Origin of the sequence: Marinospirillum celere, assembly GCF_900112235.1 — a bacterium.
Taxonomy (GTDB): Bacteria; Pseudomonadota; Gammaproteobacteria; order Pseudomonadales; family Halomonadaceae; genus Marinospirillum; species Marinospirillum celere.
The window spans coordinates 14969-35161 of the sequence record NZ_FOLH01000003.1 but is presented as its reverse complement, the minus strand read 5'-3'; the positions used below and the strand labels follow the sequence as shown (position 1 = coordinate 35161).

The window sequence follows — 20193 nt, the reverse complement described above, 5'->3', positions numbered from 1 at the left end:
TTCGATATAAAGGTTATCAACACAGCAATGCAATTGGGTGAGTTAAGGGTCAGTTACGGCCAGTCCTATTTGGCACAGGACAGACGCAGTGCCCGTTCATCAATGGCAGTCTGCCATCCGCGGGACTCTCAGCTGGCAATCAAAGGGGTTGCTGGCATTATTGCCGACTCGACCTGGCGTAATGCTTTGGCAAAGCAGGCCGGGGAAACCTGTGTCCGTGGCTTTATGGCTGATTACTTTGCCACTCCGGATAACTGGGATACGAAAACCTCAGCGAACAAGGTGCTTTCTGCACTTAACTCCTGGCTATATGCGCAAAGTCGTAGTGTGAGCAATGGTAGCTATATCAGCTCTTTGAGCACCTTAATTATCAAAGGGCGTCAGGGTCATTTGTTCCACATGGGGGATACACTGGTTTATCGTTTGCGAGGCGCTGAATTTCAGCAGCTCAACCGTGAACACACCACCTACATGGGCGGTTACCGTTATCCTTCCCGTGCCCTGGGCATGGACCCCAGTGTGGATATTGATTATCTGAACTTTAAGGTCAAACAGGGCGATATCTTTCTGTTTACCACCCAGGCAGTAAAAGGCACCCTGATGCCTTCTGATTTTGTGCAGTTGATACGTGAATTTCCAGAAGACCTTAACCAGGCCTGTGATGTCATCCTCAAGAAGGCCATGGAAAAAGCCAGCAAACGTGGCTATTCCAGCTATAACTTCTGTTTCCAGCTGATGCGGGTTGATCAGGTTACCCATGAAGCCAATGATAATTTGGGTGTGGCTTATTCTAACCTGCCTGTACCTGAAGAGCTGCAGGCGGGTGATGAGCTGGATGGGTATCGCGTGGAAGAGGTTTTATCACGCAGTGCCACCAGTCGTATCTATCGGGTTTATGATCCTCAGACAGCCCGTAGCCTGGTATTGAAGGCCCCTTCACCTCAGCTGGCCTTGAAAAAAGAATTTATTGCTCACTTTATTATGCAGCAGTGGGTGGCGGATCGGGTCAGTTCGCCCTATGTGGCCAAGGTGGTGGATTTATCGCGGCCCAGAACCCAGCTGTATTACTTGATGGAGTTTATTCAAGGACGGACCCTGGATACTTGGCTGCGCGAAAACCCGGATGCCGACCTGAAAGTGAGGCTGGATCTAATTGAACAATTGACCAAAGCAGTACGTGCGATGCATCGACGGGAGGTCATACACCAGCACTTAACCCCTCAAAATATTCTGGTTGACCCTCAGGGGGTTATTAAACTGGTTGATTTTGCCGCTTGTGGCGTTGCCGGTATGAAAGACTTGCCACCCTTGCTGACTTTGGCGCGCCGAGTCGGGTTAACGCCCTATTCCGCGCCTGAGTATCGTCTGGGTCGTGATCCTGGCGAGCGTGCAGATCAGTTTTCAATTGCGGCCCTGGCCTTTGAAATTTTGACCGGGCAGCGCCCTTATGAGGGGCAATTGGAAAACTTAAATTCCAAGGTGGATTTTTCACGTCTAGAGTATGTTCCTGCCTTTCAGCTGGAGTCTTCGCTGCCTGTGTGGATGGATGCGGCTCTGCGCAAAGCCTTGCAGCCTAACCCTGAGCTGCGTTATCGCCGTCTCTCTGAATTTATTTATGATCTGAAAAAACCCAATCCCGAGTACCTTACGGATCAGGAGACTTCTGGCGGCAGTGACCAACTGCTGGCTTTTTGGAAAGGCTTGGCGGGCCTTTTGCTCTTGCTTTTGCTGTTAAGTTTGTTTTACTAAAAGAAAGAAGCCTTTACAGAATTAGGAGAAGATCATGAGTGACCAAGCAGAACGTCTGGCCCAGTTATATGATCAGTTGGTGGAACGTCTTTACAAGGTGCGCTTGGAAGTCGAAAAAACCAGTGAAGAATTGGATATCGACAAGGAAATCGAGCGCCTGGTTGAAACCGAGGAGGAGCTGGAAAGGGTGACTCGCGAGGAAGCAGCGCTTCTTAGTCAATGGATGAAACGAGACCTCAAGGATTTGCGCAGCCACCTGGCATCAACAGAAAAGGGTGTTAAAGAGTGGTTAGCGCAAGAAACCAGTATGCTCAGCGAGCAGTTTATGCACTGGCTACGCCAGGTTGCAGATCCTTCGCTGGTTGACGCCCGAACCCTTCAGGAAGACTTGGATAGCCGTGAAGACCCCACCCTTTATCATGCTGGCGAATTAGCCATGGCAGGACTCTTTGCCTGTGCCAACTGTGGCAAGGAGATTGAAGTCAGCTATACTCATCGACTGGAACCCTGCCACCGTTGTGAAGAAAGAATTTTTATCCGTAAGACTCTGGATATCCAGGCCTGATTGCTAAATTCTAGACATAAGAAAAAGCTTTGATGGTTGATTCCAACTGCTGCCCCTGGCTCTTGAGTTCTTCAAGGGCCAGGGTCGCTTTGTGAGAGCTTTCCAGGGTGCTGCTTGCCTGGTCACGAATGGATAGTATGCGCTGATCGATTTCATCGGCTACCGAACGCTGCTGGCTGACAGCGGAAGCTACCTGGGCTTCACGAAGTGTAATATTGCCAAAAGCTTCTTCTATGGCTCTAAAGCTTTCAATGGAGTGCTCGATCTGCTCGCGAGTTTGTCCCACCCGCTGGCCACTGGTTTCCATTTGACCAACCACGGTGCTGACGATACCGCGAATCTGTTCCAGAGTTTGGCGAATGTCTTCAGTTGAGGCCTGGGCGCGGGCAGCAAGCTGGCGAACTTCATCAGCCACTACCGCAAAGCCTCGCCCCTGCTCCCCAGCTCTGGCCGCTTCTATGGCAGCATTCAAAGCCAGCAGGTTGGTTTGCTCGGAAATACCCGCAATTTGATCCATCACCTGATCCACTTCATCGCTGGCTTTACTGAGTTTATCGACTTCAGTGGAGGCTTTATCCAACTCTTGGCAGACTTGCTGGATTTTCACTGAGCTGGCTTCAATTTTTTCCCGGCCGTCTCGGCAGGTATTATTCGAGCTTTCAATATGCTCGCTATTTTCCTGAATACTGGAATCGATTTCACGAATACTGGCAGACATTTCATGAATGGCTGTCGCAATGAGTTCAAGGTCTTTTTCTTGCTCATCCTGATTGTGATGATTGGTTTGAACTTGGATATTGAGTTGACCAATGATGTCACGCAGCGCCTGAAGAGTGTCGTCCATGCGCCCCAGAATGGTTCGGGTTCTGGCGCGGTAGGTGTAGAAAGCCAAGCTGGCTGCGCCTGTTTCATCCCGCCTTTGGGTAAATACTTTTTGTGCCAAGGGGTTGTTAACGACCTTGAGGGCCAGTTGTTTTAACTCCCGTACCGGGCTGAGTGCCAGCCAGGCCAGGCAGCCACTAAGCAACGGCAGGGCTAACCAGAGCCAGGCAAAATTAGCTGCCCATTGCATTCCCAGCCAGGTGATCAAGGGGGCTAAAAAAGCCAGGCCAATTAAGTTCAAATGCAGGAGGGGAAGTGGGCGACTATGCGTGGGTTTGCCTTGCTTTAAACGCTGATAGAGACGGTTGGCATCGGCTACACGACGGCTGGAAGGTTTGGTTCTGACCGATTGATAGCCAACGATTTGATCATTTTGATAAATTGGAGTGATATAGGCATCGACCCAATAATAATCACCATTCTTACAACGATTTTTGACAACACCTATCCAGGACTCACCAGCTTTAAGAGTAGCCCATAAATCAGCAAAGGCTTCAGCGGGCATATCAGGGTGCCGAATCATATTATGGTTTTGACCAACCAGTTCTTCTAAGCTGTAGCCGCTGACTTTACAAAAGTCAGCATTGGCATAAGTAATGATACCTCTCAGGTCTGTTGTTGAGACCAGGCGGACACCTGCAGGGTATTTGGATTCATTTTGGGTGACAGGTTGGTTATTTCGCATCGTCTAATAGCAGCCAATTGGTTGAGTGGATCACGGTAAGCTCTGCAGGTCATTTTTTAATATTTTGTATTTCTAACTGTGCCCGGCGCCATTATCGTTATCTAAGATTTTGAGTCAATCAAATTAATGCTATTGAAACTATTTAAAAGCATCTTTTTACATAATACTTTTGGCTAGAGTGTTTAATTTTATATTAATTTATTACGCCAAGAGATTGTTTTGAAAGCCATCGTTATCATGGTGATTTTATGTTTGATGCACATCAACCGAGATACAAAAATAAACACTATGTGGATGAGTAAAGTTAAGGCTTGCGGCTACTTCTTCGGGGGAGTGTTTTCCAAGCCAAGCCAGTCAGGCAGATAATAAAAAGTGGCCAGGAGCCCAGGTGCATAAAAGGCGTGGTGCCTGTGCGGGGCTGGATTTCGGCTGTAAGTACCCCTGTCGTGAACTGCTCTAACTCGGCTTTGATACCGCCCTGATGATCGATTACAGCAGTAATGCCGTTATTGGTGGCCCTGGCCATTTCCCGGCCGGTTTCCAAGGCTCGGAAGCGTGCTATTTGATAATGTTGCAAGGGTCCAATAGAGCGCCCAAACCAGCTGTCATTAGAGACGGTTAACAACCAATGGCTGCCAAGGGCCTGGCGGGCACTGAAATCTGGGTAAGCGACTTCATAGCAGATTAAGGGCGCAACTTGGGTATCTTTGATGGTTAGTTGGGAGGGGTGGTCAGGACCTGGAATAAAATTGGACATAGGGAGGTCAAAGAAGGCAATGACACCCCTTATCCAGTCTTCCAGAGGCAGGTACTCACCAAAGGGAACCAGTTGTACCTTGTGGTAATCCCCTTCAGCCTCCCCTGCAGTAATCAGGCTATTGTAAAAACGATTTTGGTCGGGAACTCTTGAAGCGAGACCAGTTACCAGAGCTGCATCTGGTCCTGCCTGTTCCACGGCTTCTTGCAAAAAGGGGCGAGCCAGTGGTGGGGTGAGTGGCAAGGCTGTTTCTGGCCAAAGTAAGACATCCACTTCACCGGCTTCGGCACTGAGGTTCAGGTATTGCTGGATGATTTCCTGGCGCTTATTGGGGTCCCATTTCTCTTCCTGCGGAATATTCCCTTGAACCAAGGCTAGCTGCAGAGGGGCACCTTGAGGCTGCGTCCAGTCCAGGGGCTTGAGGAGTAGACCACTGACCAACAGCAGACCACCCAGGGTCAGGGCTACTGCCCTTAAGGGCTTGGTAGCAGAAGTTTGAGGCAGGATTGCTGGGAACCACTGAGGGCGTAGTGCCCAAACCACCAGCAGGCCTATCAGCAGGCTCAGGCCACTCACTGCGTAAACACCGCCAATCGGGGCCCAGCCGCTTAAAGGGCTTTCCAGATGCGCAGTGCCCAGCAGTAACCAGGGAAAGCCGGTCAGGAACCAGGATCGAAAGGCTTCCATGAGCACCCAGAGGGCTGGCCAACTGAGCAGCCATCCGCTGCCACTAAGAAAACGCTGCCAGATCCAGGCGTGCAAAGCAAAGAAAAGTGCTAGCCCGGTGACGAAAGCAAAAGTCATCACCAGAGCCAAGGGAACCGGTGTGTTACCATGAACCTGGATGCTGACATACACCCAGGAAGCCCCGCTGGCAAAAACACCAAAACCAAAAAACCAGCCTGTAACGAAGGCTTGCGACGGTTTAAGTGGGTTCAGCAGCAGTAATAGAGAAACAGGGGCGAAGAGAGCCAGCGGCCAGATATGAAAAGGTGCCATAGCCAGGGTGATACTGGCCCCAGCAACTAGAGCGAGCAGTTGTTGATGGCTTCGGGCCAGTTTAGTCTTCATCGGGTAGGGCAGCTATTTCATCCTGGCTGAGTTGGCGCACCTGTAATAGTCGAATTCGCCGGTTGTCAGCATTGATTACCGCGAACTCCAGGCCGTCCAGCACAACAGTTTCGCCTCGGCGTGGCAGATGGCCAAACTTTTGCATAACGATGCCGCCCAGTGTATCGAATTCTTCATCACTAAAATTCATTTTGAAGAACTCATTAAAATCATCGATGGGGGTTAAGGCTTTAACCAAGTAAGTGCCTTGGTCAGCAGCACGAATATCGGCTTCTTCTTCGACATCATGTTCATCTTCAATATCCCCAACAATTTGTTCGAGAACATCTTCAATGGTAACCAAGCCTGCAGTTCCACCATATTCATCAACCACTATTGCCATATGATTATGGGTTTCACGGAATTCTCGCAGCATGGAGTAGAGGCGTTTGTATTCGGGAACAAAAGTGGCCTGACGAATCACTTGGCGAATATCAAAGTTCTCCATAGCCTGATGATCAATAATTAATGGCAGCAGGTCCTTGGCTAACAAAATACCCAGGACTTCATCCGCTGTTTCACCAATTACCGGAAACCGTGAGTGAGCTGATTCAATCAGGGTAGGCAGAAAATCACGGGGGTGCTGGTTAATGCCCACGACAACCATATGGGAGCGGGGAATCATAACATCGCCCACTTGCATGTCGGTTAATTGTAGGGCCCCTTCAATGACGGTCAGGGCTTCATAATCTATGAGCTGACGTTCAGAAGCGTCCTTGAGAAAATCAACCAGTTCCTGGCGATTTTTGGGTTCTGCAGTAAAGGCTGCAAGGAGTTTGTCAAACCAGTTTTTCGGGGGTTGCCCCCGGCTCGATCGGTCTTCGTTCATGGCTCTAGTGAGTCAACCTGCTGCTTGTTGCTTTCAGGGCTGGCATAGGGATCAGCAATTCCTAATTCTGCCAGAAGTTGTGTTTCCAAGGTTTCCATCGCCTCTGCTTCAAGAGTTTCCTGATGATCCAGGCCTTGCAAATGCAAAGTACCATGAATGACTAGGTGCGCCCAATGATCCAGAGGCTGCTTCTGCTGTGCTTCGGCTTCACGCAGCACCTGGGGAACACAGATGACTAGGTCACCCAGTAAAGTTAACTCACCTTCAGCGGCCAAATCAATGTCTGCATCAAAAGGAAAAGAAAGCACATTGGTTGGCTGGTTCTTGCCCCGGTAGCTTGCATTAAGCTGTTGGCTTTCTTCATCATCAACAAAGCGCAGGGTTAATTCGCAGGCTTCAGGTGTGGATGGCAACAGAGCCAGCCGCACCCAGGTTGTTAATTGATTGAGATCTGGGCAGACCTCAGGCTGGCTGGTTGCCAGTTGGATATCAACCCAGGGGGTCATGAGTTTTTACCTGCGGCCTGATTGATAAAGGCTTCCTGCCGCTGGGCCCTTTCTTCCTGCCGTTGCGCTTCCCGGGCCTGGCGTTCTATTTCTTCAGCTTCTTCACTGTTGTCATAGGCTTCAACAATACGCTGTACCAGGGGGTGGCGAACAACATCCCGGTTTTCAAAGCGGGTGATGCCGATACCCTGAACTTCATCCAATACTTTCAGAACATGAATAAGCCCTGAATGGGTGCCCTTGGGCAGGTCAACCTGGGTAATATCACCAGTGATGACAGCCGTGGTTCCAAAGCCGATACGGGTCAGGAACATTTTCATTTGTTCGCGGGTGGTGTTCTGGCTTTCATCAAGAATAACGAAGGCATTGTTAAGAGTGCGACCCCGCATAAACGCCAAGGGAGCCACTTCAATGACGTTTTTTTCAATCATTTTTCCGACTTGCTCAAAGCCAAGCATTTCATAGAGCGCATCATAGAGTGGACGCAGATAGGGGTCGATTTTCTGGGCCAGGTCGCCGGGCAGAAAGCCCAGCTTTTCACCGGCTTCAACCGCAGGCCTGACCAGCAGAATACGGCGAATTTCATCCTTCATCAGGGCTTCAACCGCACAGGCCACGGCCAGGTAGGTTTTGCCTGTGCCAGCAGGGCCTATGCCAAAGTTAATATCCTGCTGACGTATGGTATTAACGTAAGCCTGTTGATTGCTGCCACGTGGCTTGATGGTAATTCTTGGCGTACGCAGGCTGATCTGCTGGGTGGCGTTATCAGCTACCCCTTCTTCTTCCAGGGCTTCCAATCCAGCTTCTTGCAGGTGCAGGTGAATGCTTTCCGGATTGAGGTCTTCGTTGGCCGTATCCTTGTAGAGCTGTTCCAGAAGGCTGGCTGCGATATTGGCTCGGCGTGCTTCACCAGTGATCTGAAACTCATGTCCTCGGTTACGAAGGTTGACTCCCAGGCGTTGTTCAATCAATTTCAGATGATCATTCTGGAGGCCGCAGAGATTAGCCAGACGTTGATTATCTGCTGGCTGAAGTGCGAGCTGGACAATTCTTTGGTTGCTGGTTTTTGCAGTTTCAGACTCTTGTTGTGGTCGGTTCAAGCGGTTGCTGTCCTCTGGTTGATGGATGAAATTAGGCAAGACGTCCCCTTAATGAATTAGAGTAGGCCTCTTCAATGATGACATCAACAAATTCACCAATATAATCGGTTGGTTGGTCGGAAGAGACATTGACCACGCGGTTGTTTTCCGTACGGCCTGAAAACTGTCCGGGGTCCTTGGGTGCCAAGCCGGTTACCAAAATACGTTGGCGGGTGCCGACCATGCGTCGGGCAATCTGTTGGGTCTGCTCGTTGATCAGTGCCTGCAATTGGTAGAGGCGTTCTTTTTTGACCTGCTCAGGGGTGTTGTCAGGCAGCTCAGCCGCAGGAGTACCAGGGCGTGCACTGTATACAAAAGAGAAGGAGAGGTCGAAACCAATGCGACGAATTAAATCCAGGGTTTGCTGGAAGTCTTCTTCTGTCTCGCCGGGAAAGCCGACAATAAAGTCAGATGAAAAGCTGATGTCGGGGCGGTTGGCCCTGATGCGTTCCATCTTGTTGATGTACTCATCCCGGTTGTGGCCCCGCTTCATGGCGGCCAGAATGCGATCCGAGCCTGACTGTACAGGTAGGTGCAGGTGGCTAACCAACTCAGGGATGTCTTTGTAGGCCTGGATCAGACTATCGGAAAACTCCACCGGGTGAGAGGTGGTAAAGCGGATTCTATCAATGCCATCAACAGCGGCAATACAACTGATCAGTTCGGCCAGGTCAATGAGTTCCCCGGATACATTGCTGCCCTGGTAGGCGTTGACATTCTGACCAAGCAGATTGACTTCACGGACACCCTCATCGGCAAGGTGTTGAATTTCCTTCATGACAGCTTCAAAGGGCCGGGATACTTCTTCGCCACGAGTGTAGGGTACAACACAGAAGGTACAGTATTTGGAGCAGCCTTCCATGATAGAGACAAAGGCAGTGACCCCTTCCACTTGTTGCGCAGGTAGATTATCGAACTTTTCAATTTCTGGAAAAGTAACGTCGACCATAGGAATCTTCTGGGAGCGGGTGGCATCGATCATCTCTGGAACCCTATGCAGGGTTTGGGGACCGAAAACCATATCCACAAAAGGCGCGCGCTGGCGTAGCTTGTCACCTTCCTGGCTGGCCACACAGCCGCCAACACCGATCAAGAGTTCAGGGTTCTTTTCCTTGAGTTGCTTCCAGCGCCCCAGTTGGTGAAAGACTTTTTCCTGGGCTTTTTCACGAATGGAGCAGGTATTGAGAAGGATAACGTCGGCTTCATTTTCGTTATCGGTTAACTCTAACTGGTGGGAAACACCCAACAAATCAGCCATGCGCGCAGAATCATATTCATTCATCTGGCAACCATGGGTTTTGATGAAGAGCTTCTTACTGGGGGCTTGAGTGCTGACCTGAGTCATGAGTGAATAACCAACCTTTGCTTTGAATGCATTAAAGAGCAGCGATTATACAGGTGGATGGCTGATCAGGGCCAGCGAACAAAATTTCATCAGTTACAGATCCAGGCTGGTCTACTGGGTCCGGGCTGGTTATTCTAGAGATGCTGACAAGTTTATCCACAGATTTGGTGGATAGTTTGATGAACAGGAGAGGTGGTGTGGATAGAGCCTACTGGGAAGAAGTTTGGCGCGAAGAAGATTTGGGTTTCCATCAGTCTCAGGTTAACCGGCATTTGCAGCGTTTCTGGTCGCGTTTAAAGCTCGCGCCTGAAGCCAGAGTCCTGGTTCCTCTGTGCGGTAAAAGCCTGGATATGAGTTGGCTTTTATCGGAAGGGCATGATGTGATCGGGGTGGATTTTTCCCGCAAAGCGCAAGAAGACTTCCTGGCAACTCGCCAGGAAGCGGTGCGTTATTCACAGCAAAAAGACTTGTATCTTGCTTATCAAGGGGCTTTGTTGTTTGTGGCAGGTGATGTCTTTCATTTGCGTCAGGAAATGCTGCGCTCGGTGGATGCGGTTTATGATCGGGCTGCCCTGGTTGCTTTACCCCCTGCAACCCGCCAGAACTATGCCTTTTTTCTTGCCCAATGCCTAAGACCAGGTGCACAAATCCTGCTGGTAACCCGCCAGGCACCTGAAGAGCGGCTGAGCCCGCCGTTTAATATCAGTGCCGAAGAAGTGGATCGGCTTTATGGAACGAATTTTAGGATAGAACGGTTGCAGAGAGAGGAGCGGGGTGACGGCGTAATTGAGGAAGTCTATTTGATGAAGCGTAAAACCCCTAAAGCCTTTGGTCGTTTGCCGGGTGATGCCTGTGAGGCCAGGCAGGCAAGCAGTTGAAATTTGCGGGCTTCCTTGCCCCCAAACAACGATTGATTAGTGGTTAAGTCGGGCAAAGTCCATCAGGATACGCCCTGCTTCTTCGAGCATGGCCTGATCAATAGGCGTAGGCTCACGATCATGGGGGTTTTCAGGCTCTTCATCTTTTAAGCTGCTGAGCTGTTCCAGACCCAAGCCTTCCCGGCGACGGTTTTCCATAGCTAACTGCTCTGCCTCTTCCTTTTCTTTTTCCAGGTGGCGTTGCTCACGGTTCAAGCTGATGCTGGGGCTACCATTATGGCGTTGCATCCACTCAGACTGGGCAATCAGGAACTGGAAGTTGGGATCTTCCTGAATACGGATTTGATGCAGGGCCTTGAGGTCATCCAGGCGTGCCTTAATGGGTGACTCGCGTGGAGGAATAACCGGGCTGACTTGATCCCAGGGTAGGGCATTTTCTGAAGCACTTTCCCCTATGCGCTCAGGGTCAAATAAGGGCGGGAAGCTGATGTCAGGAATCACTCCCTTGTGTTGAGTGCTGCCACCAGAAATGCGGTAGAACTTGGCGCGGGTAATTTTCAGCTGACCTTCACTTAAATCAAGAATGGTTTGCACGGTTCCCTTGCCAAAAGACTGCTGGCCGACAACCACGCCCCGCCCGTAATCCTGGATGGCACCGGCAAAAATTTCAGACGCTGAAGCAGACAGGCGGTTGATAACCACACTCAAGGGGCCGTCATAATGCACTCGGCCATCGTTATCGCCCAGAATTTGCACATTGCCATCAGCATCCTTGACCTGGACGACCGGGCCGCGGGGAATAAATAAGCCAACCAGACTGTTAGCTTCCTGAAGGGCGCCACCGCCATTGTTGCGTAAATCAATGACCAGGCCATCTATGCCTTCTTCTTTGAGTTCATCAATCAGGCGTCTGACATCGCGGGTGGTGCTGCGGTAATCGCTGCGACTGGTGCGCTGGCCTTCAAAATCCAAGTAAAAGGTAGGAATTTCAATCACGCCGATGCGTTTGGTTTCGCCATCAACCTGGGTTTCCAGAATGCGTTTACTGGCAGCCTGGTCTTCAAGTTGAACTGCATTGCGCTCGATTTCAATAATACGCCTATCGGTATTGTCGGCAGCCAGTACCTCAAGGCGAACAATACTGCCTTTGGGGCCACGAATTTTGTCGACGACTTCATCCAGGCGCAAACCTATGACATTTTCAATTTCACCATCTTCATCCTGACCAACACCGATGATCCGGTCTGTGGGCGCAAGTTCACCCTGGCGATCTGCGGGACCACCAGGCACCAGGCTGACAACCTTGGTGTATTCATTGTCCGTTTGCAACATGGCGCCTATGCCTTCCAGTGACAGTTTCATCTGGATATTAAAGCTGTCGCTGCTTCTTGGCGTCATATAGCCGGTATGGGGATCAATAGTGGTGGTGAAAGCATTCATGAAGCTTTGGAAGACATCATTGCTGTTGGTTTGACGCAAACGATTGAGGCGGTTTTCGTAGCGACGAACCAAGAGGTCGCGGGCTTCTTCAATGGATTGCTCAGCATCCATCAGGCTCAAGAGCTCATGGGTTAAGCGCTGCTGCCAGTAAGTATCTATTTCTTCCTGGGTTTCGGGCCATTCCAGTTCACGTCGGTCGGCCTGGAAACGCTGGTCGCTTTCAAAATCAAATTGATCCAGCTGCTCTCTAAGCAGCATGAGATTTTGTTCCAAACGCTCTTGGTGGCGGCCAGTGATTTCAACATAGATCTCATAGGCAAATTCCAGCTTGCCTTCCAGTAGAGCTGCTTCAAGTTCATCAGTGCGCTTGAGCAGGGCTTCAGCTTCACTGCGAACCAAAAGGGCTTTGCTGGGGTCTAGTTGTTTGAGATAGTTTTCAAGCGTTTGTTTTTCAAGTTCACTACCCAGGGTGATATCGGCAAAATGCTGGTAGGTCAGCAAGCGTGTGATTTCTTTGGCAACCTGACGCTGTGAGCTACTGGGTTCCAGCTCGGTCAGCGGTGTATACTCACGCGATGAGTTTTCAGCCTTAGCCTGCAAGCTCAGACCCAGACCTAGAGTCAGCGTCAGCAGGCTAATGAAAACCCATCGCAATAGAACGGTTTGCATTCGGTTAGTACTCCTGTGCACAGGTTGGAAACTACTAGCTGTAGAGTCTTAAAAATAGAATAAGTTTTATCAATAGCCTCAAGCATAACCCATGCAGCGGTTGATGACAGCCCCGAGGTTACCAAGTTACAACAAGTGTTCACTGAGTAAAAAGGTAGAGAAATGCAGCAACTGGACGTTTTTAATCAAGGTTTGATCCATTTTTTACAGGCCTCCCCGACCCCGGCTCATGCGGTTGAAGTGATGCGCCGCCAGTTGCAAGAAGCTGGTTTTCAGGAGTTACAGGAAGATCAAGACTGGTCGTTAGAGCCGGGTCAGGGTTATCTGGTTATTCGGGGTGGTAAATCTATAGTCGCTTGGCGCCAGGGCTTGCAAGAGCCGCAAGAGACTGGCGTTCGCATGCTGGGTGCACATACCGACAGCCCTTGTTTGAAGGTAAAGCCCAAAGCAGAAATTTTTCGTAATGGCTGTCTGCAGTTGGGCGTGGAGGTTTATGGCGGCGCTTTGTTGCATCCCTGGTTTGATCGTGACCTATCCTTGGCGGGCCAGGTTCACTACCTGGATGCTCAGGGGCAAATCCAGGAAGCCCTCTTTGATGCCAGGGAGCCGCTGGCTATTATTCCTTCGCTGGCCATTCACCTTAATCGGGAAGCTAATAAGGGTGTTGAGGCCAACCCTCAGAAACATCTGCCCGTCATTTTGGGGCAGTTGAATGTCAGCCAAAACCCGCTTTTTGCTTTTCGTCAGTGGCTGGCTTCCTGCTTGGAAGCAGAAGGTCGACAGGTGACTGAAGTAGTGGATTATGACCTCAGTTTTTATGACGTTCAGCCACCAGCTTATGTGGGCTTGAATAAGGAGTACCTTGCTTCAGCCCGGCTGGATAATCTCCTGTCCTGTTATGTTGGTATGGAAGCCTTGATTGCTTGTGATCAAACCCAGGATGCCACCAGCCTTTTGATTTGTAATGATCATGAAGAGGTGGGTAGTGCTTCTGCTTTGGGTGCCGAAGGTCCCTTTCTGGAAAGCGTGCTAAGACGCCTGACATCAGGCAATGAAGCTTCTTATCAAAAGCTGATTAGTCGTTCACTGATGATTTCCTGTGATAATGCCCATGCCCTGCATCCCAATTTTGCAGACCGGCATGACGAAAACCATGGCCCGAAAATAAATGCTGGCCCGGTCATTAAAATTAATGCCAATCAGCGTTATGCCACTTCCAGTGAAACTAGTGCTCTATTTGATGCCTGGTGTCGTCAGGCGCAGGTTCCTTGCCAGCGTTTTGTGGTGCGGACTGATATGGGCTGCGGGAGTACTATAGGCCCTTTGACCTCAACCCGCCTGGGAGTTCGTGTGGTGGATGTGGGTGTGCCTCAATGGGCAATGCATTCGATCCGTGAAACCGTGGGGAGTCAGGACCCCTGGTATCTGGCCAGGGCCCTGGTGGCTTTTATTCAGGCGGCTAGAGTTTAGGACTGCTTAGCAACCGGCCAGTGCGGCGACACCCAAAATGACGGCATAGCGCAGAGCCTTGCCCAGACCCACTAAAAGCAAGAAAGGAAGCCAGTGAACCCTGAGTACACCGGCAACCAGGGTGAGGGGATCGCCGACAACAGGAAGCCAGGCAAAAACAAGTGACCAGACGCCCCAGCGGGCAAACCAGCGTTCGGCTTTCATTCGCTGCTCTGGTTTAACCGGGAACCAGCGCCGGTGTTCAAAGCGCAACAGGTAGCGCCCCAGGATCCAGTTCACCCAGGAGCCCAGGGTGTTGCTGACTGTGGCTACAGCCCACAAAGGAAACAGCGCCAACCCCAAGCAGCTTTGTGCAATGACTAAGGCTTCGGATCCACCGGGCAAGAGCGTTGCCGATAGAAAGCTGATCACAAAAACCCAGACCAGTGGATAGGTAAAGAAAAAACCTTCAAGCATGGTGGTTGCCGAAGAGGTCGTAGCTATCAAGGAGTTGGTAAAGAATTTCCGGTTTTTGGTTCATGCTGCGTCTGATGGCTGTGGGTAAGGATTGGCGAATTTTGCGGCAGAGTCCGGGCTGCTCTGAAAATTCGAATACCAGCCCTCTGGGGCTGCGCACTTCATTGGGACCCGGGTAAATCTTTAATTCTATGCCCAACTGCTCTTGCATACGCTTTTGCAGGTGGTTGAGGTCTTCTAGAGACGTTAATTCTTCCAGACGTTCCAGAAGGCGTTTTTCCTCTTTACGGGTCAAACGCAGAATGCTCAGGTCACTTGCAGGGTCGGCCAGAAGTTGTTCGCGCTGACAATCGCAAACACCGGGTGGGCAAGGAGGGCGCAGTGACGAAGATGAAGGCATTCACTAACCTTTATTGAGTGAAGACTTGTTATCTTAATCAGCTGGTTAGGATTTGCAAACTTTCAAGGTGAGGCTGGGGGAAGTCTAAATGGCTCCCGGAGCAGGACTCGAACCTGCGACCAATTGATTAACAGTCAACTGCTCTACCGACTGAGCTATCCGGGAACATTAGATACTTTTGCACTTGGATCTGAGTAAGCTTTGGCTCCCGGAGCAGGACTCGAACCTGCGACCAATTGATTAACAGTCAACTGCTCTACCGACTGAGCTATCCGGGAATCTTGGACTTACTTTGCAGAGGCCTACATTCTAGGTAAAAAAGCTTTCAGGTCAACCCCTTGAGCTTTAATAACTGCCTGATGCAAAAGTTGGTGGCTATGCCCTGATTCGAACAGGGGACCCCATCATTATGAGTGATGTGCTCTAACCAGCTGAGCTACATAGCCAACGGGTGCGCATTATAAGCAAGTTCAGGCATTTAGCAAGCCTTGAAAGCAAAATCGGGCATATTTTTTTATTTCTTTTTACTTGCTGCACCTGCGAGGCCGTGCCAAAGTTGATGCAGACAAGTTGATTTCAAATCAAGAGGGTAGGCTCTAATGACCAATCTGGATGCGTCCTTGCGGGAACAGGTTAGAATTCTTGGTGAAGGCCTGGGGCACACGATGAGTGCTGCTCTGGGGGAAGACTTTCTGGAGTTGATTGAATCGATTCGGGTGCTTTCCAAAAAAGTGCACCAGGGCGAGGCTTCGCATCAGGAATTGAGCCAGGCACTGGATAATCTCAAGGATGATGAGCTGCTGCCTGTAGCCCGTGCTTTTACCCAGTTTTTAAACCTTGCCAATGCGGCGGAACAGCACTACCGGGCACGAGAAAGAGTAGTGGAGGATTATCGTCGCGGTGAGCAGCCAGGGTTTAGCCGTCTGCTTGAAGAGCTAAAAGCCCAAGGCATTACCTCCCAGCAAATTTTCGAAGCATTAAAAACCCAGCAGGTGGAATTGGTATTTACGGCCCATCCTACGGAAGTTAGTCGGCGGACCCTGATTCAAAAGTATGATGCTCTGGATGCCTGCCTGGATCATTATGAAAATGCACCCAATGAGAAAAAACGCCTTCTCGTTCTTAAGCGCCTGGAAGAACTAATTGCCCAAGCCTGGCATACCGATGAGATTCGGAGTCAGCGGCCTTCGCCAGTGGATGAAGCCAAATGGGGCTTTGCAGTGATTGAAAATTCTTTGTGGGATGCCATACCTGCTTATTACCAGGCTCTGGATGAACAGCTCGAAGACTTGACGGGAAGCAAGCTGCCGTTGGATGCAGCACCGATACGTTTTGCCTCCTGGATGGGGGGTGATCGCGATGGCAATCCCAGAGTGACCGCAAGAATTACCCAGGAAGTGCTCTGGCTGTCCCGCTGGATGGCGGCCGACCTCTATCATCGTGATATTGATCAGCTGCGTTCTGAGCTATCCATGCATGCAGCCAGTGATGCCTTAATCAGTCGTGTGGGGCCGGTCAAAGAACCCTACCGGGTGCTCTTGGGAGAAGTGCGAGAAAGGCTGCGGGCAACGCTGGACTGGTTGAAAGCACGTCTGGATGGCCAGCCTTACGATGATGAACGCATTATTTTTGATGCCGATGGTCTGAGAGAGCCACTGTTGCTTTGCTATGAATCCCTGTGCGAAAAAGGCATGCAGGTGATTGCGGATGGCTTGTTGAAATCCATTTTACGCAGACTGGCCGTCTTTGGCATGAACCTGCTCAGCATGGATGTGCGCCAGGAAGCTCCCAGGCACCGCCAGGCCTTGGCAGAGGCCACAGCTTTCCTGGGTCTGGGGGATTACTCCAGTTGGAGTGAACAGGAAAAGATTGCATTTTTAACCCGAGAGCTGGATAACCCGCGGCCACTGCTTCCAGCCAGCTGGCCTTGCAGTGATGAAACCCGAGAGGTTCTGGACACCTGTCAGGTGCTGGCCGGTGAGCGTCCTGATGCCCTGGGTGCCTATATTATTTCCATGGCAGCCCAGCCATCAGATGTTCTGGCCGTTGCGCTTCTGTTGAAAACCGCTGGCGTGGATCGTCCACTGCGAATAGTGCCCTTGTTTGAAACTCTGGCGGATCTGGATAGAGCCCCCGAAGTGATTGATCAACTGTTATCCCTGCCTTGGTATCAGCAGTATTCTTCTGGCCGCCAGGAAGTCATGATTGGTTATTCAGATTCAGCCAAGGATGCTGGCCAGTTGGCGGCTTCCTGGGCCCAATATCGTGCTCAGGAAGCCGTTACCGAGATTTGTGCCCGACATCAGGTGCATCTCACCCTCTTCCATGGTCGTGGCGGTACTGTGGGTCGGGGTGGTGGACCTACACAAGCGGCCATCCTTGCCCAGCCTCCTGGCTCAGTGCAGGGGCGGTTACGGGTCACTGAGCAGGGCGAGATGATTCGCTTTAAATTTGGTTTGCCTGCGCTGGCTGAACGCGCTTTGGAGGTCTACACCAGTGCTGTTCTCGAAGCCACTCTGGCACCGCCTCCGGCTCCCCGGCCTGAGTGGCGGGCACTGATGAACCAGCTGGCTGAACGTTCAGTACTCAGTTATCGCGCCCTGGTTAGAGAACACCCTGACTTTGTGCGCTTCTTCAGACAAATGACCCCTGAGCAGGAGTTGGCCAAGCTGCCTTTGGGTAGCCGTCCGACCAAACGTAAGGCTTCAGGTGGTATTGAAAGCCTAAGGGCAATTCCTTGGATTTTTGCCTGGACCCAGGTGCGCTTGATGCTGCCAGCCTGGTTGGGCAGTGATCAAGCTTTGATTGAATCCATTCAGGCAGGAAAAACTGAGCAATTGCGGGAAATGATCGAAGGCTGGCCTTTCTTTGCCAGCAACATCGATATGTTGGAAATGGTGCTGGCAAAAATCGATTTGCCATCGGTTCAAGAGTACGAAGATGTTTTGGTTGAAGAGGATTTAAAACCCCTAGGTCAGGAACTCCGTCAGCGGGTCAGTGATCTAATGACTCACTTGTTGGAATTGCGTGAGCAGCAGGAGCTCTTGGAGCTGGTGCCTTTAACCCGGCAGGCCATTCATGTGCGTAACCCTTACATCATTCCCTTGCACCAGTTGCAGGCTGAACTTTTGTTGCGTGTGCGTGCTTGTGAAACGGACGGTCAGTGCTCAGTGAATGTGAAGCCAGAAACTCTGGAAAGAGCCTTAATGGTGACTATGGCGGGTATAGCGGCCGGTTTACGCAATACCGGCTAGTGCCCTCAATCTTCCTATCTGCTATCCTTGGGGGCTGAATTCAGGCCCCCTTTTTTTATTTTGACCTGAACAACTGGAGAGAGGTTCGACATGACTGTAGATACGGCGGCAATACTTCTGGCGGCAGCCATTGCCTTTTTGATCCCTCTGGCCGGTTATGCCCTGCATCTGCATTTGGAAGCCAAGCGTCAGGCTGGTTTAGCCAAGGAAGCTCAAGAAAAAGAACTGCAACAAGCTCGCAGTAACCTGCTTGAAAGTCTTGAGATACTGGCGCGTGCTGTTCAGGATGAGCAGGTCAATCCAACGGAAGGCTGCCTGAGAATTCGTGTGCTTCTCGACCTGCTGGATGAAGGTGGGCACGTTCTGCGTAAGGATCTGGTGGTTTTTGATGAAGTCCATCAAAAGGCTCGCCACCTGGCAACTCACCAGGCTCGTGAAGACTTGCCTCGTGAAGAAAAAGAAAAACAGGATCAGGAAAGGCGTGCTTTGGAAGAGCAGTATGAAGCTCAAATCAAAGAAGGGGCCAAGGCTCTGCGTCAGTTCTGTCTGGATCAGGGCGTCAAGCCTTCTGATGCCTTGTTTGTCAATGCAGCAGCGGCCGGTAAAAAAGCATGATCCCTGTCAATACACTGATGAAAAATCTGCGCTCTCCTGGACAAAAAGGGCGAGCAGCAGCTAAGTCAGATAAGGCAGAAGAAAAGAAAAACAGCTTTAATGAGCAGTTGATGCAGCAGGTTTCAGTGGGTGGTCGCAGCGAACTAAAAAAAGAACTCAAACATTTGCAAGAGCTGCTTGGTAAGGCGGGAGAAGAGCTGGAAAGGAACCCGACTATCGGAAATCTGGAAGTTTTTCGAACCCTTCTGTCTAACTTGGTCGCCAAGGTCGTCAAAGGCGGCTTTAAAGTGGATAACGTCGGTCCTGGCTGGCACCCGGCAGACCGTCATCAGGTTATTCGTCAGCTTGATGAAGAAGCAGAAGAGCTTTTACATTTGGTGATGGATCAACAAAAGGATCGCATGGCGATTAGTCGGCGACTGTTCAACATCAAAGGGTTGGTGGTTGACCTCTTGTCCTGAGCCCTGCCTCCCGTACAGTTATTTTGGAGTTAGATTTCGGTATGACCACTAGCCTTTCCCCCTGGCCAACCGTAGCAGATTTGGTTGGCAATACTCCTCTCGTTCGTTTACAGCGCATGACTGCCGGACGCAATAATACGCTTTTGGCCAAGCTGGAAGGCGACAATCCTGCAGGCTCAGTCAAGGATCGACCGGCTTTTTCGATGATACGCGAAGCCGAAGCCAGAGGTGATATCCATCCGGGCGATACGATTATTGAAGCCACTTCCGGCAATACCGGTATAGCCCTTGCAATGGCTGCTGCGGTTATGGGCTATAAAATGATTCTAATCATGCCGGAAAACTCATCAGAAGAACGCAAATGGTCGATGCAGGCTTATGGTGCTGAACTCATCCAGGTCAGCAAGGAAGCAAGTATGGAAGGGGCGCGGGACCTGGCTTTGAAGATGGAGCAAGAGGGGCGTGGTAAGGTTTTAAACCAGTTTGGCAATGCCGATAACCCCTTGGCACATTACAAAACAACGGGCCCGGAAATCTGGCAGCAGACCCAGGGCAAGGTGACCCATTTTGTGAGTTCCATGGGTACCACAGGCACCATTATGGGGACGGGCCGCTACCTGAAAGAACAAAATCCGCAGGTGCAGATTGTTGGTCTGCAGCCCTCAGAAGGGGCCAGTATTCCCGGAATACGTCGCTGGCCTGAAGAATATCTGCCGAGTATTTTTGATCCCTCCGGTGTTGATCAGGTCATCGACATTGGCCAGCAGGAAGCCGAAATAACCATGCGCCGTTTGGCTCGTGAAGAAGGTATTTTTGCCGGTGTTTCCTCTGGTGGTTCTATTGCCGGTGCTCTGCGTCTGGCTGAACACTTGGAGAATGCCGTGATCGTGGCCATTATTTGTGACCGGGGTGATCGCTATCTATCAACGGGTGTTTTTGCTGAACACTAACAATGAATTCACCCAGGCTGAACAGGAAACACC

The 20193-nt window shown here is 50.8% G+C and carries 17 protein-coding genes and 3 tRNA genes; 8 read left to right on the top strand and 12 right to left on the bottom strand.

Annotated features, from left to right (window positions below):
• The first annotated feature begins 27 nt into the window (after window positions 1-27).
• Window positions 28-1749 (top strand): bifunctional protein-serine/threonine kinase/phosphatase, encoded by a 1722-nt coding sequence (locus BM185_RS07240; RefSeq protein ID WP_091961429.1) that lies wholly within the window; start codon window positions 28-30, stop codon window positions 1747-1749.
• Window positions 1750-1783: 34 nt separating this feature from the next.
• Window positions 1784-2314 (top strand): zinc ribbon-containing protein, encoded by a 531-nt coding sequence (locus tag BM185_RS07235; protein ID WP_091961426.1) that lies wholly within the window; start codon window positions 1784-1786, stop codon window positions 2312-2314.
• Between the two features lie 10 nt (window positions 2315-2324).
• Here BM185_RS07235 and BM185_RS07230 read toward each other — a convergent pair whose 3' ends face one another.
• The 6 genes from BM185_RS07230 to miaB all read right to left on the bottom strand — a co-directional run bounded on the left by BM185_RS07230 (window position 2325) and on the right by miaB (window position 9567).
• On the bottom strand, window positions 2325-3881 hold the full coding sequence (locus BM185_RS07230) for a methyl-accepting chemotaxis protein (RefSeq protein ID WP_091961424.1): 1557 nt from the start codon (window positions 3879-3881) through the stop codon (window positions 2325-2327).
• A 304-nt stretch (window positions 3882-4185) separates the two neighbouring features.
• Window positions 4186-5709 carry an apolipoprotein N-acyltransferase gene (gene lnt, locus BM185_RS07225; RefSeq protein WP_091961421.1) on the bottom strand — a complete coding sequence of 508 codons (1524 nt, stop codon included), beginning with the start codon at window positions 5707-5709 and terminating at the stop codon, window positions 4186-4188.
• A complete protein-coding gene (locus tag BM185_RS07220; protein ID WP_091961419.1) occupies window positions 5699-6577 on the bottom strand; it encodes a CorC family transporter in 879 nt (292 codons plus the stop codon). Before BM185_RS07220 ends, lnt begins: the two co-directional genes overlap by 11 nt.
• Complete coding sequence (gene ybeY, locus BM185_RS07215) at window positions 6574-7083, bottom strand: rRNA maturation RNase YbeY (protein WP_091961415.1); 510 nt, start codon at window positions 7081-7083, stop codon at window positions 6574-6576. The genes BM185_RS07220 and ybeY overlap by 4 nt, the downstream gene beginning before the upstream one ends.
• Window positions 7080-8183: a PhoH family protein gene (locus BM185_RS07210; RefSeq protein ID WP_091962707.1), complete on the bottom strand. Its 1104-nt coding sequence runs from the start codon at window positions 8181-8183 to the stop codon at window positions 7080-7082. The genes ybeY and BM185_RS07210 overlap by 4 nt, the downstream gene beginning before the upstream one ends.
• 31 nt (window positions 8184-8214) lie before the next feature.
• On the bottom strand, window positions 8215-9567 hold the full coding sequence (gene miaB / locus BM185_RS07205) for a tRNA (N6-isopentenyl adenosine(37)-C2)-methylthiotransferase MiaB (RefSeq protein WP_091961412.1): 1353 nt from the start codon (window positions 9565-9567) through the stop codon (window positions 8215-8217).
• A gap of 140 nt (window positions 9568-9707) precedes the next feature.
• Here miaB and BM185_RS07200 point away from each other — a divergent pair, with 140 nt between their 5' ends.
• On the top strand, window positions 9708-10445 hold the full coding sequence (locus BM185_RS07200) for a class I SAM-dependent methyltransferase (RefSeq protein ID WP_091961410.1): 738 nt from the start codon (window positions 9708-9710) through the stop codon (window positions 10443-10445).
• Between the two features lie 36 nt (window positions 10446-10481).
• On the opposite strand, the gene BM185_RS07195 is transcribed toward BM185_RS07200, so the two are convergent.
• Window positions 10482-12554, bottom strand: coding sequence for a carboxy terminal-processing peptidase (locus tag BM185_RS07195; protein WP_245751727.1), 2073 nt, complete (start codon window positions 12552-12554; stop codon window positions 10482-10484).
• 162 nt (window positions 12555-12716) lie between these two features.
• On the opposite strand from BM185_RS07195, the gene BM185_RS07190 reads away from it, so the two are divergent.
• On the top strand, window positions 12717-14024 hold the full coding sequence (locus BM185_RS07190; RefSeq protein WP_091961407.1) for a M18 family aminopeptidase: 1308 nt from the start codon (window positions 12717-12719) through the stop codon (window positions 14022-14024).
• A gap of 6 nt (window positions 14025-14030) precedes the next feature.
• Here BM185_RS07190 and BM185_RS07185 read toward each other — a convergent pair whose 3' ends face one another.
• The 5 genes from BM185_RS07185 to BM185_RS07165 all read right to left on the bottom strand — a co-directional run bounded on the left by BM185_RS07185 (window position 14031) and on the right by BM185_RS07165 (window position 15326).
• Complete coding sequence (locus BM185_RS07185) at window positions 14031-14480, bottom strand: YqaA family protein (RefSeq protein ID WP_091961405.1); 450 nt, start codon at window positions 14478-14480, stop codon at window positions 14031-14033.
• Window positions 14473-14880, bottom strand: a complete 408-nt coding sequence (locus tag BM185_RS07180; protein WP_091961402.1) for a hypothetical protein — start codon at window positions 14878-14880, stop codon at window positions 14473-14475. The genes BM185_RS07185 and BM185_RS07180 overlap by 8 nt, the downstream gene beginning before the upstream one ends.
• A gap of 89 nt (window positions 14881-14969) precedes the next feature.
• Window positions 14970-15045 (bottom strand) — tRNA-Asn (locus BM185_RS07175).
• A gap of 37 nt (window positions 15046-15082) precedes the next feature.
• Window positions 15083-15158, bottom strand: a tRNA-Asn gene (locus BM185_RS07170).
• 91 nt (window positions 15159-15249) lie between these two features.
• Window positions 15250-15326, bottom strand: a tRNA-Met gene (locus tag BM185_RS07165).
• Between the two features lie 153 nt (window positions 15327-15479).
• Here BM185_RS07165 and ppc point away from each other — a divergent pair.
• The 4 genes from ppc (at window position 15480) to cysM (ending at window position 20160) form a co-directional block, all read left to right on the top strand.
• Entirely contained in the window at window positions 15480-18134 is a 2655-nt protein-coding gene (gene ppc, locus BM185_RS07160; RefSeq protein ID WP_091961399.1) for a phosphoenolpyruvate carboxylase, read from the top strand.
• 90 nt (window positions 18135-18224) lie between these two features.
• Window positions 18225-18749 (top strand): DUF2489 domain-containing protein, encoded by a 525-nt coding sequence (locus BM185_RS07155; protein ID WP_091961397.1) that lies wholly within the window; start codon window positions 18225-18227, stop codon window positions 18747-18749.
• Complete coding sequence (locus BM185_RS07150; RefSeq protein ID WP_091961394.1) at window positions 18746-19210, top strand: YaaR family protein; 465 nt, start codon at window positions 18746-18748, stop codon at window positions 19208-19210. The genes BM185_RS07155 and BM185_RS07150 overlap by 4 nt, the downstream gene beginning before the upstream one ends.
• Window positions 19211-19251: 41 nt before the next feature.
• Window positions 19252-20160, top strand: a complete 909-nt coding sequence (cysM, locus tag BM185_RS07145; RefSeq protein WP_091961392.1) for a cysteine synthase CysM — start codon at window positions 19252-19254, stop codon at window positions 20158-20160.
• The last annotated feature ends 33 nt before the right edge of the window (window positions 20161-20193 follow it).

Excerpts from the sequence above, each read along its gene's own strand:
- lnt (WP_091961421.1), bottom strand. The coding sequence starts at position 5,709 with ATGAAGACTAAACTGGCCCGAAGCCATCAACAACTGCTCGCTCTAGTT.
- ybeY (WP_091961415.1), bottom strand. The coding sequence starts at position 7,083 with ATGACCCCCTGGGTTGATATCCAACTGGCAACCAGCCAGCCTGAGGTC.
- BM185_RS07180 (WP_091961402.1), bottom strand. The coding sequence starts at position 14,880 with ATGCCTTCATCTTCGTCACTGCGCCCTCCTTGCCCACCCGGTGTTTGC.
- BM185_RS07240 (WP_091961429.1), top strand. The coding sequence starts at position 28 with ATGCAATTGGGTGAGTTAAGGGTCAGTTACGGCCAGTCCTATTTGGCA.
- BM185_RS07185 (WP_091961405.1), bottom strand. The coding sequence starts at position 14,480 with ATGCTTGAAGGTTTTTTCTTTACCTATCCACTGGTCTGGGTTTTTGTG.
- cysM (WP_091961392.1), top strand. The coding sequence starts at position 19,252 with ATGACCACTAGCCTTTCCCCCTGGCCAACCGTAGCAGATTTGGTTGGC.
- BM185_RS07190 (WP_091961407.1), top strand. The coding sequence starts at position 12,717 with ATGCAGCAACTGGACGTTTTTAATCAAGGTTTGATCCATTTTTTACAG.
- BM185_RS07195 (WP_245751727.1), bottom strand. The coding sequence starts at position 12,554 with ATGCAAACCGTTCTATTGCGATGGGTTTTCATTAGCCTGCTGACGCTG.
- BM185_RS07235 (WP_091961426.1), top strand. The coding sequence starts at position 1,784 with ATGAGTGACCAAGCAGAACGTCTGGCCCAGTTATATGATCAGTTGGTG.
- BM185_RS07220 (WP_091961419.1), bottom strand. The coding sequence starts at position 6,577 with ATGAACGAAGACCGATCGAGCCGGGGGCAACCCCCGAAAAACTGGTTT.
- BM185_RS07150 (WP_091961394.1), top strand. The coding sequence starts at position 18,746 with ATGATCCCTGTCAATACACTGATGAAAAATCTGCGCTCTCCTGGACAA.
- BM185_RS07155 (WP_091961397.1), top strand. The coding sequence starts at position 18,225 with ATGACTGTAGATACGGCGGCAATACTTCTGGCGGCAGCCATTGCCTTT.
- BM185_RS07200 (WP_091961410.1), top strand. The coding sequence starts at position 9,708 with ATGCTGACAAGTTTATCCACAGATTTGGTGGATAGTTTGATGAACAGG.
- miaB (WP_091961412.1), bottom strand. The coding sequence starts at position 9,567 with ATGACTCAGGTCAGCACTCAAGCCCCCAGTAAGAAGCTCTTCATCAAA.
- BM185_RS07230 (WP_091961424.1), bottom strand. The coding sequence starts at position 3,881 with ATGCGAAATAACCAACCTGTCACCCAAAATGAATCCAAATACCCTGCA.
- ppc (WP_091961399.1), top strand. The coding sequence starts at position 15,480 with ATGACCAATCTGGATGCGTCCTTGCGGGAACAGGTTAGAATTCTTGGT.